Origin of the sequence: Ottowia sp. (assembly GCF_047601385.1) — a bacterium.
GTDB lineage: Bacteria > Pseudomonadota > Gammaproteobacteria > Burkholderiales > Burkholderiaceae_C > Ottowia.
The window spans coordinates 1,069,404-1,084,756 of the sequence record NZ_JASGJP010000001.1 but is presented as its reverse complement, the minus strand read 5'-3'; the positions used below and the strand labels follow the sequence as shown (position 1 = coordinate 1,084,756).

Genomic DNA, 15,353 nt, shown 5'->3' with positions numbered 1-15,353 from the left:
CCAAGGCGGGCGGAGCCCCCTCGGGGGGCAGCGGACCACGCGCAGCGGGGGAGCGTGGGGGCCACCCCGGCCGCCGCCGGGCCGCTCCCAAGGCGGGCGGAGCCCCCTCGGGGGGCAGCGGACCACGCGCAGCGGGGGAGCGTGGGGGCTTTTATTTCACGGTGTCGAACAACTGCCGCGCCGCCGCGTAGCAGAACATCGGCTCGTAGGGCGAGTGGTAGCTGCCGTAGTAGGTGGCGAACTCGGGTGTCGTCGGGTCGGTGGGTGCCACGCCGCCGGGGGCGAACGCGGCCTGCACCTGCGCGTCCACGTCCACCGAGGTGACGTTGGTGACGTTGCGCGCCGTGAAGTCGGCCATCAGCACGTCCTGGTGGAGCGCCGGCGGCACCACCGGGTCGCCCTTGCCGCCGCACAGCAGCACCGGGGCCTTGGGCGTCCAGCCGATGAAGCTGTTCTTCACGCCGGCCTGGTACAGCGCGTTGCTGCCCTTGGCGCGCACGCTGGCCAGGTAGTCCGGCTGGAAGATGAGGTCCAGCGCGCTGGCGGCCGGCAGATCCAGGCGCAGATTGGCATAGAGGCTGGCGACATCGGTCGAGGGGAACCAGTTCTCGATGTCGCCGGCGTAGGACGCCTGGAAGGCGTCCGATGCTTTGCCGTAGATGTTGCCGTAGGCGTGCTGCCAGGCGGTGACGATGAAGGGCAGGAACAGTTGCGCGCCCGCCGTCGGCGTCGGCAGGGCGAGCGCCTCGCCCAGGTTGTAGGGGCCGGCCAGGTGGGCGCCGCCGACCACGCTGAAGTCTTTGAGGGTGTCCTTGTCCTCGGCCGCGCGCTGCGCCGCCATGGACGAATGGCCGCCCTGCGAGTAGCCGGTGAACATCACCTTGCCCGACAGCTTGGCGCCCACCGCCGAGGCGGCGTTGGCGGCCGCGCGCACGGAGTCGATGACGGAGCTGCCCTCGGAGGCCGCGTCCAGGTAGGGGTGGTAGGTGTAGGTGGACTTGGCGTAGCCCAGGTAATCGGTCGCCACCACGGCGTAGCCCTGCGAGGCGAAGAAGGCGATCAGCGAGAAGGTCTCGCTGTCCTGCGGGTTGGCCAGCGTGCGCGTCTTCAGCGCGTTGGTGCCGCGCGCGTAGGCCACCAGCGGCGCCGCGCTGTTGCACGCGGCGTCGGCGCCGGCGGGCACCAGCATCACGCCGGAGGCATTGGCGCCGTCCTCGCCCTTGGCGCCGATGGTGGCGTAGTTCAGCGCCACCACCTTCACGTCGCACTTGGCCGCGCCGCTGACGGCCTGCAGGCCGCTTTGCGCCGTGGCGGCGTCGATCTGCGCCGCCGTCAGCGTGGCGACGGTGGCGGCGGGCTCCAGCAACTCGCCGCGCCCTGGGTCGTCGGAGCCGCCGCAGGCGGCCAGCAGGGCGGCGGCCGAGGCGATGACAGTGAGGCGCATTGGGGACATGGCGAATCTCCTTGGTTGATGTTCGTGGAAAGGCACGCCATCCTGCGGAATCGCGCGCGCCGCAGCCATTGGGGAATACGCGCGCCGCTGGCCTGCGCGCGACAGGGCGCGCCCGCCCGGCCGCTCAGGCGGCGGCCGGCGCGGGCTTCACCGGCGCCTCGCGGATCGGCAGGTTCAGCACCGCCGCCAGCGCCGCGAGGGCGATGTCGGCCCACCACATCCACGTGTAGTCGCCGAAGCGCGTGACCGCCAGGCCGCCCAGCCAGGCGCCCAGGAAGCCGCCGGTCTGGTGGCTGAGCAGCGTCAGCCCGAACAGCGTGCCGAGGTAGCGCACGCCGAACAGCTTGCCCACGATGCCCGCCGTGGGCGGCACCGTGGCCAGCCAGCTCAGGCCCAGGCCGACGGCGAACACGTAGAACACCCAGGGCTCGCGCGGCATCAGCAGGTACCACGCGATCAGCAGCGCGCGGCTGGCGTACATCACGGCCAGGATCGTCTTGCTTCGGCACTGGCCCATCAGGTGCCCCACCCACAGGCTGCCCACGATGTTGGCCAGCCCGATCAGCGCCAGCGACCAGCTCGCCACCGAGGCCGGCAGACCGCACAGGTCCACCTCGGTCGGCAGGTGCGTGACCAGAAAGGCGATATGGAAGCCGCAGGTGAAGAAGCCCGCGTGCAGCAGCAGGTAGCTGCGGTCGCCCAGGGCGCCGCGCACCGCCGCGCGCAGGCCTTGCTCGCCCGCCGCCGGTGCCGGCGCGGCCGGCCCGCCTTTGGACACCTGGCCCACCAGCGGCAGCGCCGCCAGCGAGATCGCGGCCAGCGCGCCCATCGCGCCCATCCAGCCGAACCATTGAATCAGCTTCTGCGCCACCGGCGCGAACACGAACTGCCCCAGCGAGCCACCGGCGTTGATCACCCCCGCGGCCGGGCCGCGCGCCTCGGCCGGCAGCCGCCGGGCCGCCGCGCCGATCAGCACCGAGAAGGCGCCCGCTCCCGCGCCCATGGCCATCAGCAGGCCCTGCGTGAACACCAGTCCGGCGCCCGTGCCCACCAGCGGCGTCAGCGCCATGCCCAGCGCCAGCAGCAGGACGCCGGCGGCCAGCACCGCGCGGGCGCCCCAGCGGTCGGCCGCCGCGCCGGCGATCGGCTGGATCGCGCCCCAGGTGAACTGCGCCACCGCGAAGGCGAAGCTGATGGTGGCGATGCCCAGGCCCGTGGAAGTGTTGATCGGCCCCACGAACAGGCCCACCGACTGGCGCACCCCCATGGTGATCATCAGGATGCCGGCGGCCGCCAGCGTGACGGCCAGGGCGCCGGCGCTTCGGAGGGTGTTGAACATGGGGTATCGGGCTGTGCGGGCGCGCCGCAGGGGCAGGCGGATGCGGCGATGATAGTGAGCGGCGCCGGTCCGTGCTGGCGTGGGTTTGAAGGTGCTGGCGGCCTACGCCCGGGCCGCTCCGTGCGTACCCGGCGAGACGGCGGTCAATCCTCGGCGCGCCACGGATTGACGAGCGGCACGCCCGCTTTTTCGTAGCCGCCCACGTCGCGCGTCACCACCGTCAGGCCGTGGTGCAGCGCCGTGGCGGCGATGATGAGGTCGGGCTGGGCAAACGTATGCCCGATCTTGCGGCCCGTTTCCACCAGCAGCCGCCACTTGAACATCACGTCCTCGCTGACGGGGAGGACGCGGTTCTCGAACATCGGGCGCAACTGGAGCTGGAGCCAGTCGTGCAGATCGGCCCGCTTGCCCACGTCGTCGATCAGTTCGATGCCGAAGCGGATCTCGGCGAAGGTGACGGCGCTGACGAACAGGCCTTCCAGCGGCTGCGCGCCGACGAAAGCCACCACCCTGCGTGCCGGGCGCGGCCGCCGCAGTTCGGACAGGACGTTGGTGTCGAGCAGCCAGCCCTTCACAAGCGCACGTCCCGCACCGGCGAGTCCTGCGAAGGCGCGAGAGCCAGTTCGACGTCCCGATGCGGCGATGCCCGCAGCGCTTCCACCAGGGCCTGGCCGGTCTGCCGCCCCTGCAGGCGCCTGAAGTCCTCGGCCGTGATGACCACCACCTCGTCGCGCCCATGCACGGTCACGTGCTGCGGCCCGTCGCTATGCACGCGCCGCACCAGCTCGCTGAAACGCGCCTTGGCGTCCTGCAACGGCCAGTGCCCGGGCGGACGCGCCGGGCGCTTGGACGGGGAGGGATGGGACTCTGTAATTCTGGTCATAGTGACCAGAATATCAGGTGTTCCCTGATGAGGCAAGCCGACTGGTTTATGCGGCGGCGATGCGCGCCAGCGCATCGGCCACCTCGGCCGCGCCCTGCGGCCGCACCAGCCGCGCCACCTCGGCGCCGTCCTTCAGGAACACCAGCGTCGGCCACAGCTTGACGCCGAAGCTGCGCCCCAGCCGGCGGCCGGAGCCGTCCTCGACCTTGACGTGGGGCACGCCGGCGCCGGCCTGCTCGAACGCGGCGCGCACGTGCGGCTGCGCGCCGCGGCACCAGCCGCACCAGTTGGTGCCGAACTCCAGCACCAGCGGGCCGCGCGTGGCGTCCACGTCGGCGCGGGTCATCGTCTCGGGGGTGAAGGTGGGGGCGTAGGGCATGGGTAGAAGCTGTGAATGAATTCGCCGCGTCCGAGCCGACCGCACAGGCGTGCGCCATCAAGGCGCAAAGCACAGCCATAGCTTGGGCTATGGCCAGCATTTGCAACGCGGAGGGCGTGCGTCTGCGCGGGATGAGCGGGCGTGGCGGGTTCGTTCACAGCTTCTTAGATGATGCCTTCGAACATCATTACCTGCACTTCGTCGCCCGCCGCCACGGGGCCTTGCCCGTGCCCGAGCACGATCAGGCCGTTGGCCTGCACCATGGACGAGAGCACGCCGGAGCCCTGCGGGCCGGTGGTGCGCACCGTCAGGCGCCCGTCCGCGTGCTGGGTGACGATGCCGCGCTGGTACTCGGTGCGGCCGGGCCGCTTGCGCAGCGGCGCCTCGCTGGCGGCGCGCAGCAGCACGGGCGGCTCGGCGCGCGCGCCCATCATGCGCAGCAGGGCGGGGCGCACGAAGGCGATGAAGGCGACCATCGCCGCCACCGGGTTGCCGGGCAGGCCGAACAGCAGGGCGCCTTGGTTGCTATTCTGTTGATAGCTGCTGGCGCTTGACTGGCGGGCGCTGGAGGCCGATTCGGCTTGCAATCCGCCGATGCGCCCCACCGCCATCGGCCGGCCGGGCCGCAGGGCGATGCCCCAGAAGGCGATGTCGCCCAGCCGGCGCATCAGGGCCTTGGCGTGGTCGGCCTCGCCCACGCTGACGCCGCCGCTGGTGATGACGGCGTCGGCCTCGGCGGCGGCGCGGACGAAGGCGGCTTCCAGCGCGGCCGGGTCGTCGCGCACCACGCCGAGGTCGATGACCTGCACGCCCAGCCGCGTGAGCAGGCCGAACAGGGCGAAGCGGTTGCTGTCGTACACGGCGCCTTCGCGCGGCGGCTGGCCGGGCGCCAGGATTTCGTCGCCGGTGGAGAACAGGGCCACGCGCAGGCGCCGCACCACGGCCACTTCGGCGAGGCCCAGGCTGGCCAGCAGGCCCAGCGCGGAGGGCGCCAGGCGCTCGCCCTTCGGCAGCGCGGGCTGGCCGGCGCGCAGGTCTTCGCCGGCACGGCGGCAGTTGTCGCCGGGGCGGGCGGCGCCGGCGGGCACGGTGACGGTGTCGCCGTCGATGCGTACCAGTTCCTGAGGCACCACGGTGTCCAGCCCGGCGGGCATGACGGCGCCGGTCATGATCTTCACGCACTCGCCGGGCGCGGCGCGGCCGTGCCAGGGCGCGCCGGCCAGCGCGGCGCCGGCCACGCGCAGCGCCAGCGGCTGGCCGGGCCGCAGCTGCGCGCCGTCGAAGGCATAGCCGTCCATGGCGGCGTTGTCGTGCGGCGGCACGCTGACGGGCGAGACCACGTTCTCGGCCAGCACGCGGCCCAGCGCGTCGAACAGGCCGACGCGCTCGACGCCGGCCACCGGCTCGGCCAGGCGCGCCAGCAGCGCGGTGGCCACGTCGGCGGGCAGCGCGTGCGGGTCGTGGCCTTGCAGGTCGAAGGTGGGCTTATGAGTCAAATCGGGCTCCAGCGCTTGCCAGTCAAGCGCAAGCAGCTATCAATCGGTGAGCATCCTGATCATCGGCACTTTGTCGTGGTAGCGGCCATCGACCTTGAGGGCGCGTGGCTGCAAGCCGTAGCGCACGAAGCCTGCGCCTTCGTACAGGCGGATGGCCTGGGCGTTGCTGGCGGTGACGCTCAGTACGATCTGCTCCAGCCCCGGCAGCTTGCGCACGAGCTGGTCGAACGCCGCCAGCAGCGCCTTGCCGATGCCCTGGCGGCGCGCGGGCGGGGCGATGATCATGCCGACCAGCGCGGCCTCATGACGCTTCTTGAGCTTGGCTTCGCGTTCGCACACCACGGCACCGAGCATGCTGCCGTCGGGCGCGAAGGCGCCGAGGATGAAGTGGTCGTCGGGTGGCTGGCCCAGGCGCGTGGCGTAGGTGGCGGCGGGCAGGTCGGCGTCGGTCAGCAGGCGGATGGTGGGTGGGGGCATGGGTTGTCTCCGCCGGTCGGTGTCTGTCGTTCGAGCGCGCGCAATTCTGGCAGCGTGTTGGCGTTGGCGAAGGCGCGCGGGTCGTCGAACGGCACGACGACGCGCCGGTGCCGCGCCGTCCACGCCTCGACCTGCCGGCCGCCTTCGGCCAGATAGGTCGTTAGGTCATCGTGCAGGCCGGTGCCCGCGCGCATCAGGCAGAACACCGGCTGCGCGCGCTCGGTGGATGCCACGGCGATATCGGCCCCCGGCGCTTGCAGCGCCTGCGCCAGCCGCTCGCAAAGCGATAGCGGAAAACGCGGCACGTCGCACGGCAGCGTCAGCAGCAGCGGCGTGCGGCAGTGCGCGAGCCCGGTCAGGAAGCCGGCCAGCGGGCCGGGGAAGCCCGGCAGGCTGTCGGGCCACACGGGCACGCCGAAGGCGCGGTAGTCGTCCCGTTGGCGGTTGGCGTTGATCGCCAGCTCGGCGGGCGGCAGCGTTTGCTGGCGCAGCCGCCGCAGCGCGTGCAGCGCCAGCGGCGTGCCGTTGAAGGCTTGAAGTCCCTTGTCCACCCCGCCCATGCGCGTACCGCGGCCACCGGCCAGCAGGAGGGCGGTGATGGCAGCCGGCAAGCTCTAGCCTCCGATGTAGCTCATCTCGACGCGGCGCAGCGCGTGCGCGGCCTCGGGCGGCAGGCTGGCGCGCAGCTCGCTGTAGCGGTCGGCGCGGCCCTGCCAGATGGCGGCCAGGGCGGCGTCGATCAGCTCGTCGGGGGTGCCGCTGCGCAGCAGGGCGCGCAGGTCGTAGCCCTGGCTGGCGAACAGGCACAGGAACAGCTTGCCGTCCATCGACAGGCGGGCGCGGTTGCAGTCGCCGCAGAAGGCATGCGTGACGCTGCTGATGAAACCGACCTCGCCCAGCGCCGGGTCGTGCCGGCCGTCGGCGCCGGCGTAGCCCCAGCGCCCGGCGGTCTCGCCGGGGGCGCTGGCGGCGAGCGGCACCAGGGCGTACTCGGTTTGCAGGCGGCGCAGCACCTCGGCCGAGGGCAGCACCTGGTCCATGCGCCAGCCGTTGGTGGCGCCCACGTCCATGTATTCGATGAAGCGCAGTACCACGCCGCTGCCGCGGAAGTGCCGCGCCATGGGCAGGATCTGGCCGTCGTTGGCGCCGCGCTTGACCACCATGTTGACCTTGATCGGCGCCAGCCCCGCCGCCTGCGCGGCGTCGATGCCGGCCAGCACTTCGGCCACGGGGTAGTCCACGTCGTTCATGGTGCGGAACACGGCGTCGTCGAGGCCGTCCAGGCTCACGGTCACGCGGTCCAGTCCCGCGCTTTTGAGCGCCCGCGCCTTGCGTGCCAGCAGCGAGCCGTTGGTGGTGAGGGTGAGGTCCAGCTTGCGGCCGCCGGGCGTGCGCAGCGCGGCCAGCAGCCCGACCAGGTGCTCGATGCCCTTGCGCAGCAGCGGCTCGCCGCCGGTGATGCGCAACTTGGTCACGCCGCGCGCGGCGAACAGGCCGGCCAGCCGGGCGATCTCCTCGAAGCTGAGCAGGTCGGCGTGCCGCAGGTAGGCGTAGCTGCTGTCAAACACGTCCTTGGGCATGCAGTAGCTGCAGCGGAAGTTGCAGCGGTCGGTGACGCTGATGCGCAGGTCGCGCAGCGGGCGCCCGCGCGCATCCCGCAGCGTGCCCGCGGCGACGGGCGCGCGCGCGAGGGGCGGCGGCAGCGCGGCGGCGCGGTGATCGACGAGCGGGATGACGCGTTCGGCCATGTGCGCGGAATTATCGGCCAGGGCTTGCCACCGTTCTCCTCGTCCGCGAGAGCCCCTGCCATGCGCCTTGCCCGCCGCTGGTGGAGGTCCGCCGCCGCTGCCGTTGGCGTCGGCACCGCTGCTGGGCGGCGGCCGCTTCGAGCCGGCCGAGGCCGAGGGCCGCGTGCTGGTGCTGTACTGGTAGGCCAGCTGGTGCCCGTTCCGCGTCCGGCAGAGCCCCGGGATGCGGAAGCTGTGGGCGGCGCGGCAGGGCCGGGGCCTGCGGATGCTGGTGCCGTCGATCGACAAGACGCCCGAGATCGCCGCGGCCTACCTGCAAAAGAAGAGCTGCCCCTTTCCGTGCGCGTGGATGAGCCGCCGAACCGGCGGGCATCCACGGCAAGCCCGACGGCCTGCCCGTCACCGTGGTGCGCGGCAAGGACGGGCGCGTGGCGCAGGCCGAGAAGGGGCGGCTCTTCGCCGAGGACGTGGCGGAACTGGCGCGCTGGCTGTGACCGGCACGCGCATCGATACCGGCGTCACGCAACGGCCGCGACACGCGTTCAGGTCGTCTTATTCCTTGGGCAGTGCGCGCGCGATCGGCTCGTAGGATTTTTGCGCCTGTTCGACGGCCTTGGTCCATTCGGCGCCGCCGAGGAACGACAGGAAAGGCGCGTCGTTGCGAGCCGTCTTGACGTACTCCGGGTCCTTGAGGGCGGCTTCGATCGCCTTTTCGAGCCGGGCGCGAATGATGGCCGGCACGCCGTTGGGCGCGGCGATGCCGCGCTCGGCCATCATTTCGACCGGCAAGCCCAGCTCGAACGTGGTCGGCGTGCTGGCGATGCGCTGCACCTTGCCCTTGGTGAACTGGGCCAGCAGGCGCACGGGCGTGGCTTCGTTCTCGGGGTCAGGCACTTCCGAGGCGGCCAGGAAGGCGATGTCGAGGGTGCTGGTCGTGAGGGCGGCCTTCTGCTGCGCCGAGCCGTTGAACGGAATGGCATTGAACTTCACGCTGGCGGCGTTTTCCAACTGGGCCATGGCCAGGTGCCCGTTGGTGCCCAGGCCGTTGTGGCCGGCCGAATAGGACGACGGCGCGGTTTTCAGGTGGCTCACGACCTGCCGCAGGTCGGTCAGCTGGCTGTCCTTGCGCGTCACCATGATCGTCGGGTCGCTGACGAGGCGCGCGACCAGAGTCAGGTCCTTCGTGGTGTACGACGACTTGCGGTACATCGGCACGAAAAAATAGCCCGGCAGATTGACCACCACCAGGGAATAGCCGTCCGGCTTGGCGCGCATCACCGAGTTGATGGCGATCTCGCCCGAGGCCCCCGGCCGGTTCTGCACGACGAAGGAGGCGTTGTCGCCGAGGTGCTTGGCGATGAAGGGCGCCAGGTTGCGCGCCATCACGTCGGTGGTGCCGCCGGGTGCGAACCCGACGATGATGTTGATCGGCGCATCCGAGGGCCAGGCGGCGTGCGCCGGCGCAGCCGCGACGCCGGCCAGAAGGGCCGCGGCGGCCGCGAGGATCGAGCGATGAAGGGGGGGGCTGAACGTCATGGTGTCTCCGGAGTTGTCGTAAGGGCGCCGAATCTTGAATCGATCCACACAGTAGCGAAAGCGATATTTATTCAATAGAAGACAGTCGTTTTGGGACACCGATGGTGTTCAAAAAGCGACTTTGAGAACATTCATAAATATCGCTTTTCAGACTGATTGGGGCTTCCTACACTGCGCCGCAGGAGACAACAAGGAGCGCCAATGAGCGGATTTCTGAGCATCGACAGGATGGGCGGGGTGGTGGTGGCCACCATGAACCGGCCCGACGAGCGCAACGCGCTGACCGAGGAGCACCAGATGCTCGAATTCGTCGAGCTGTGCGCGCAGATTCGGCGCGAACCGGGCGTGACGGCGCTGGTGCTGACCGGCGCGGGCTCGGCCTTTTCCGCCGGCGGCAATCTCAAGAACATGCGGGACAAGAAGGGCTTTTCCGCCGGCTCGCCCGCCGACATCCGCGATGCCTACCGCAACGGCATCCAGCAGATCCCGCTGGCGCTGTACGAGCTGGACGTGCCGACCATCGCCGCGGTGAACGGCCCGGCCATCGGCGCCGGGCTGGACCTGGCGTGCATGTGCGACATCCGCCTCGCGTCCGAGCGGGCCACCTTCGCCAGCAGTTTCGTCAAGCTGGGCATCGTGCCGGGCGATGGCGGGGCCTGGCTGCTGGCGCGCACCATCGGCCAGCCGAAGGCGATGGAGATGATGCTGACTGGCGACACCTTCGACGCCGCCCATGCGCTGGCGCTGGGGTTGGTCTCGCGCGTGGTGCCGCCGGATGAGCTGATGCCGCAGGCGCTCGATCTGGCGGCGCGCATCAGCGCCAACCCGTCGCGCACGGTGCGCCTCACCAAGCGGCTGCTGCGCGAAAGCGTTTCCGTGTCGCTGGCCTCGTCGCTGGAGATGGCGGCGGCCTACCAGGCGCTGGCGCACTACACCTCGGACCACGACGAAGCAGTGCGGGCGTTCCTGGAAAAGCGCAAGCCCGTGTTCACGGGCCGGTGAGGGGAGGCGATGTTCGAGTTCAACCAGCCGCCGGACCTCTCGGCCTGCGAGCCCACGCGGCAGCGGGTGCGGGCGTTTCTCGCCGCCGAAGTGGAGCGTGGCAGCTTCAAGCCCTGGGAAGTGACGTGGACCACCTTCGACCGCGGCTTCAGCCGCCGTGCCGGGGCCGCGGGCCTGATCGGCATGACCTGGCCGCGCGCCTATGGCGGGCAGGAGGCCACGGCGCTGGAGCGCTACGTGGTGGTGGAGGAGATGCTGGCCGCCGGCGCGCCCTGCGGGGCGCACTGGATCGCCGACCGGCAGTCCGGCCCGCAGATCCTCCGGCACGGGTCGGAGCGCGCCAGGCAGGACATCCTTCCGCGCATCGCGCGCGGCGAGTGCGCCTTCGGCATCGGCATGAGCGAGCCCGACTCGGGCTCCGACCTGGCCGCGGTGCGCACCAGGGCCACCCGGGTGGAGGGGGGCTGGCGCATCAACGGCACCAAGGTGTGGACGACCAATGCCCATCAGGTGGACTACCTCATCACCCTGGTGCGCACGGCCGAGCCGGGCGCCGGCAAGCACGAGGGGCTGACGCAGATGATCACGGCCACCGGCCAGCCCGGCATCACCGTGCGGCCGATCCGGGATCTGTCGGGGCATCACGAATTCAACGAGGTGCACTTCGAGGACTACTTCGTCCCTGACGACATGCTGATCGGCGAGCCCGGCTCCGGCTGGCGCATGGTGACCGCCGAGCTGGCCTACGAGCGCAGCGGTCCGGACCGGTTCCTGAGCGCGTGGCAGCTGCTGGTCGCCCTGGTGGATGCCGTCGGCCATGAGCCCGATGCGCAGCAGGCCGCGCAGATCGGGCGCCTGGTGGCCCACGCGGCAACGCTGCGGCGGATGTCCACCGGCATCGCCGGCCTGCTGGAGCAGGGCGCCAACCCCCAGGTGGAAGCAGCGCTGGTGAAGCACGTGGGCACGGGCTTCGAACGCGAGATTCCGGAGATCGCCCGCTTGCTGGTGGATACCGGCCAGCAGGGCGAGGCCGGGCAGCGTTTCGCCGACGCGCTGCGGCACGTGACGCTGGCCGCGCCCAGCTTCACCCTGCGCGGCGGCACGCGCGAAATTCTGCGTGGCGTGATCGCGCGAGGGATGGGGCTGCGATGAGCGAACGAGACGAACTCACGGCGATGGTGAACCAGCAGGCGGAGCGCCAGTTCCGCGAGCTGATGACACCCGAAGCCATCGAGCGCGCCAGCATGGGCGAATGGCTGCCCGCCCTGTGGCAGCAGGTGGAGGATGCCGGCTGGCCATCGGCCCTGGTCGCCGAAGCGCAGGGCGGCGTCGGCCTGCCTTCGGGCGCCGCGTTCGACGTCGTCCGCCTGAGCGGATATCGGGGCGTTCCGTTGCCGCTGGCCGAAACCATGGCGGGTCGCGGACTCTGGACGGCGGCCGGGGGCGACCCGGGCCTGGTGGCGGATCGGCCGGTGCTCCTGGGTGTGGGCGCGCACGTGCGCGCGCCTGCGCTGCGGCTCGATGGCGGTACGTCCTCCCTGACGGGCGAGACGGGTTCCGTGGCTTTCGGCGGCGCGCCTGGCGCGCTGCTGCTGGTGCAGGCCCATAGGCGCGACGATGCCCATGCGCTCGTGCTGCTGGACGTGCAGAAGCTCGCGCCGCGTCCGGTGCGTGCCCTGTCGTTCGAGACGCCCTGCGCATTCAGCCTGGGCAGCGTTCCGGTCCCGCCAGACCATTGCCAGCCATGGGACGTGCGCGATCAGCGCGCGCTTCAGGCCGTGGGTGCCGTGCTGCGATCGGTGCAGATGGTGGGCGCCATGCAGCGCTGCCTGGCGCTGGGGCTGCAATACGCGCAGGAGCGGGTGCAGTTCGGCCGGCCGATCTCGCGCTTCACGCCCGTGCAGGACATGCTGGTGGAAGCCGCGGCGGAAGTCTCCGCCGCCGTCAATGCCGCCAGCCTGGCGGTGGACCATTGGCGGCCGGCGCCGACGCCCGACGGCGTGTTCGCCGCCGCCGTGGCCAAGTCCCGCTGCGGCGAGGCCGCCGGCAGGGTGGCCGCGTTCATCCACCAGGTGCACGGCGCCATGGGGTTCACGCAGGAGCACGTGCTGCACCAGTTCACGCGCCGCCTCTGGGCCTGGCGCGATGAATTCGGCACGGAGGCGTACTGGAACCACCAGATCGGCGCGCGCGCGTGCGCGGCAGACGGGCACAGCCTGTGGCCCATGCTCACGGCCCTTTGACACCCGATCCCATGAAGACCGCACCTTCCTCCTTCAAGAACGGCCCCTTGCAGGGCGTGCGCATCATCGACGCAACCACGGTCGTCCTGGGGCCCTACGCGACCCGGATCCTGGCCGATATGGGCGCCGAGGTGATCAAGATCGAAACTTCGTCGGGCGACCAGACCCGCCACTACAAGCCGCTGCGCCACGAGGGCATGGCGGGCTACTTCATCAACCTGAACCGCAACAAGCGCAGCGTCTCGCTGGACCTGAAGTCCCCCGAGGGCATGGAGGTGCTCAAGCGCCTGCTGAAGGGCGCCAACGCCTTCATCCACAACATGCGGCAGCAGGCGGCGGACCGCCTGGGCCTGGGCTACGAGGCGGTGCGCGCCGTCAACCCCGACATCGTGTACTGCGCCGCGGTGGGCTTCGGCTCGGCTGGGCCGTACTCGGGCCGGGCCGCGTACGACGACGTCATCCAGGCCGGTTCCGGCATCGCCGGGCTGTTCGCCCAGGTCCATGGCCAGCCCATGTTCGCGCCCACCGTGCTGTGCGACAAGATCGTCGGCCACACGGTGGCCTACGCGGTGGTCGCGGCGCTGCTGCAACAGGCCAAGGGCGGCGGCGGGCAGGCGATCGAGGTGCCGATGCTGGAAACCTCGGCGGAATTCGCGCTGGTCGAGCACCTGCATGCCGCCACCTTCGAGCCGCCCCTTGGGGAGATCGGTTTCAAGCGCGTCATGAGCAAGTTCCGCAAGCCCTACCGCACGCGCGACGGCTTCATGTGCATCCTGCCGTACTCCGACGGCAACTGGACCGATTTCTTCCGCTTCACCGGGCGCACCGAGTTGCTGGGTGATGAGCGCTTTCGCGTGCTGGCCGACCGGGTTCAGCACATCGACGAGCTCTACGCCGTGGTGGAGGAGGAGGCCCCGCGTTTCGCCAACGCCGAGTGGGAGGCATTCTGCAACCGCGTGAGCATCCCCTGCATGCCCGTGCGCGACCTGGAGGGCGTTTTGCAGGACGAGCATTTGCAGGCCGTGGGGATGTTTCAGCCCGCCACGCACCCGACCGAAGGCGACTACCGCGTGGTGCGCAGCCCGGTGCAGTTCGCCGAGCCGTTCCGGCTGCGCTACCATGCGCCGCGATTGGGGCAGGATACGATCAACGTGATGCGGGAGGCGGGCTACTCGGACGCCGAGATCGACAGCCTCGTGGCCAAAAAGGCCGTGCGCGCAGCGCCGCCGCCGGCTGAATGAAGGGGCCGTGCCCGCCCCGCCGTTGAAACCGCAGCGCGAGGCCACGCCGTATGACATTGAAGCAGTTGGAGGCGTTCTACTGGGCGGCGAAGCTGGGCACCTTCGCCATCGCCGCGCAGCGCCTGCACGTCACGCAATCCTCGCTGTCCAAGCGCATCGCCGAGCTGGAGTCGGACCTCGGCCAGCAACTGTTCGACCGCACGGCGCGGCGCGCCATGCTCACGGCGGCCGGGGAGAAGCTGCTGCACAAGGCGGCGATCATGCTCGATCTGGAGCGCGAGATACGCGCCGACTCGGGCCAGTCCCGCGACGAATTGCAGGGGGCTTGCCGCGTCGGCATCACCGAGCTGACCGCGACCACGTGGTTCCCGTCCCTGGTCGCGCGGGTGGAACGCGACTTCCCACTACTGATGCTGGAGCCGCAGGTGGGGTTGTCGCGCCTGATCGAGAACGACGTGGTTCGGGGCGAGCTCGACGTGGCGATCATCGCAGGGGCGGTCAACCGGCCAGAACTGCGCGGCCGGGGTGTGGCCGACATCGAGTTCATCTGGACCAGTTCGCCCGCGCGGCTGCCGCGTCGCACCGTGCTGCGGGCGGAGCATTTCGAGAACCACCCGGTCATCAACAATCCCCATGACTCCGGCTTGTCAGCGGCTTTCGAGAGTTGGGCCAGCACCCACCGCATCCGCATCGGCAAGACGATCCAGTGCAACAGTCGCATGGCGATCATCGCATTGACCATCGCCGGCGTTGGCATCAGCTTTCAGCCGCGCCGCTACGTACAGCCGCTGCTGGAGCGCGGCCTGCTGGTGCCGCTGGAGAGCGCCGCGCCCCTGCCGCGCCAGCCCTACAACCTCGTCTGGCGCGCGGACGACGACCGGCGCGTCGTCGAAACCATCGTGGCCTTGGTGCAGGAGGAGGCGGATTTCGACGCCGACAACCTGTTCTGGGGCGTTTGACGAAACGCCACGGCACCGGCGCATCAGCTGTAGGGCCTTCCGCTGGATACTATTTATTCGATAGCTGCTGGCGCTTGACTGGCGGGCGCTGGAGGCCGATTTGGCTATTGATGTCGATGGGTACGTGCTGCCCCGTCTTGAGGCAGCCCAGCGCCACCGAGGTGCGGAAGCGCCGCACGTTGTCGTCGTCGCCGAGCAGCTGAGCGATCAGCGCCTCGTAGTCGGCCATGGTCGCGGCGGTGATCACCAGCAGGTAGTCGGCCTCGCCGGTGATGGCGTAGCACTGCTGCACAGCGGGCTCGGCGGCGATGCGCTGGCGCAGGCCGGCGGTGCGTCGTGGGTGCTCGTCGTGCACGTGCACCTCCACCAGCAGCGTCAGCGGGCGGCCGAGCAGGGCGGCGTCGAGCACGGCGGCCTCGGCGCGGATCACGCCGCTGTCGCGCAGGCGCCGGATGCGCCGCTGCACGGCGGGCGCGGACAGGTGCACCGCCTGCGCGATGGCGCGCTGCGGCACGGTGTTGTCGCGCTGCAGGATGTCCAGGATGGCGAGGTCGAAGGCGTCGAGCGCGGGCATGGGGCGAGCGGAAATTGCGTTCA

At 70.8% G+C, this 15,353-nt stretch carries 16 protein-coding genes; 5 read left to right on the top strand and 11 right to left on the bottom strand.

The genetic code is table 11. From position 1 onward, the window contains the following. Nucleotides 1–151 precede the first annotated feature (151 nt). The 10 genes from QM772_RS05245 to QM772_RS05200 all read right to left on the bottom strand — a co-directional run bounded on the left by QM772_RS05245 (nt 152) and on the right by QM772_RS05200 (nt 9,311). Complete coding sequence (locus QM772_RS05245; protein ID WP_415134398.1) at nt 152–1,453, bottom strand: lipase family protein; 1,302 nt, start codon at nt 1,451–1,453, stop codon at nt 152–154. Nucleotides 1,454–1,577: 124 nt separating this feature from the next. Next, nucleotides 1,578–2,792, bottom strand: coding sequence for an MFS transporter (locus tag QM772_RS05240; RefSeq protein WP_415134397.1), 1,215 nt, complete (start codon nt 2,790–2,792; stop codon nt 1,578–1,580). 143 nt (nt 2,793–2,935) lie between these two features. Then, nucleotides 2,936–3,367: a type II toxin-antitoxin system VapC family toxin gene (locus QM772_RS05235; RefSeq protein WP_415134396.1), complete on the bottom strand. Its 432-nt coding sequence runs from the start codon at nt 3,365–3,367 to the stop codon at nt 2,936–2,938. Beyond that, nucleotides 3,364–3,675: a type II toxin-antitoxin system Phd/YefM family antitoxin gene (locus QM772_RS05230; protein ID WP_415134395.1), complete on the bottom strand. Its 312-nt coding sequence runs from the start codon at nt 3,673–3,675 to the stop codon at nt 3,364–3,366. The genes QM772_RS05235 and QM772_RS05230 overlap by 4 nt, the downstream gene beginning before the upstream one ends. Before the next feature lie 46 nt (nt 3,676–3,721). Beyond that, nucleotides 3,722–4,054: a thioredoxin family protein gene (locus QM772_RS05225; RefSeq protein WP_415134394.1), complete on the bottom strand. Its 333-nt coding sequence runs from the start codon at nt 4,052–4,054 to the stop codon at nt 3,722–3,724. Nucleotides 4,055–4,218: 164 nt separating this feature from the next. Continuing rightward, nucleotides 4,219–5,550, bottom strand: a complete 1,332-nt coding sequence (glp, locus tag QM772_RS05220; protein WP_415134393.1) for a gephyrin-like molybdotransferase Glp — start codon at nt 5,548–5,550, stop codon at nt 4,219–4,221. Nucleotides 5,551–5,589: 39 nt separating this feature from the next. Further along, nucleotides 5,590–6,027, bottom strand: a complete 438-nt coding sequence (locus tag QM772_RS05215) for a GNAT family N-acetyltransferase (RefSeq protein WP_415134392.1) — start codon at nt 6,025–6,027, stop codon at nt 5,590–5,592. Continuing rightward, complete coding sequence (gene mobA, locus QM772_RS05210; RefSeq protein ID WP_415134391.1) at nt 6,000–6,638, bottom strand: molybdenum cofactor guanylyltransferase MobA; 639 nt, start codon at nt 6,636–6,638, stop codon at nt 6,000–6,002. Before mobA ends, QM772_RS05215 begins: the two co-directional genes overlap by 28 nt. A gap of 3 nt (nt 6,639–6,641) precedes the next feature. After that, entirely contained in the window at nt 6,642–7,775 is a 1,134-nt protein-coding gene (gene moaA, locus QM772_RS05205; protein ID WP_415134390.1) for a GTP 3',8-cyclase MoaA, read from the bottom strand. Nucleotides 7,776–8,327: 552 nt separating this feature from the next. After that, a complete protein-coding gene (locus tag QM772_RS05200; RefSeq protein WP_415134389.1) occupies nt 8,328–9,311 on the bottom strand; it encodes a tripartite tricarboxylate transporter substrate binding protein in 984 nt (327 codons plus the stop codon). Nucleotides 9,312–9,512: 201 nt separating this feature from the next. On the opposite strand from QM772_RS05200, the gene QM772_RS05195 reads away from it, so the two are divergent. The 5 genes from QM772_RS05195 to QM772_RS05175 are packed head-to-tail and all read left to right on the top strand — an operon-like array spanning nt 9,513 to nt 14,756. After that, a complete protein-coding gene (locus QM772_RS05195) occupies nt 9,513–10,313 on the top strand; it encodes a crotonase/enoyl-CoA hydratase family protein (RefSeq protein ID WP_415134388.1) in 801 nt (266 codons plus the stop codon). Between the two features lie 9 nt (nt 10,314–10,322). Then, entirely contained in the window at nt 10,323–11,465 is a 1,143-nt protein-coding gene (locus tag QM772_RS05190; protein WP_415134387.1) for an acyl-CoA dehydrogenase family protein, read from the top strand. Next, nucleotides 11,462–12,556, top strand: a complete 1,095-nt coding sequence (locus tag QM772_RS05185; RefSeq protein ID WP_415134386.1) for an acyl-CoA dehydrogenase family protein — start codon at nt 11,462–11,464, stop codon at nt 12,554–12,556. The genes QM772_RS05190 and QM772_RS05185 overlap by 4 nt, the downstream gene beginning before the upstream one ends. 11 nt (nt 12,557–12,567) lie before the next feature. Further along, a complete protein-coding gene (locus QM772_RS05180; protein WP_415134385.1) occupies nt 12,568–13,797 on the top strand; it encodes a CaiB/BaiF CoA transferase family protein in 1,230 nt (409 codons plus the stop codon). 50 nt (nt 13,798–13,847) lie between these two features. Then, the gene (locus QM772_RS05175; protein WP_415134384.1) at nt 13,848–14,756 is read left to right on the top strand and encodes a LysR family transcriptional regulator; all 909 of its coding nucleotides are present in this window, start codon (nt 13,848–13,850) and stop codon (nt 14,754–14,756) included. Nucleotides 14,757–14,805: 49 nt separating this feature from the next. Here QM772_RS05175 and QM772_RS05170 read toward each other — a convergent pair whose 3' ends face one another. After that, nucleotides 14,806–15,330, bottom strand: a complete 525-nt coding sequence (locus QM772_RS05170) for an Lrp/AsnC family transcriptional regulator (protein WP_415134383.1) — start codon at nt 15,328–15,330, stop codon at nt 14,806–14,808. Nucleotides 15,331–15,353 lie beyond the last annotated feature (23 nt).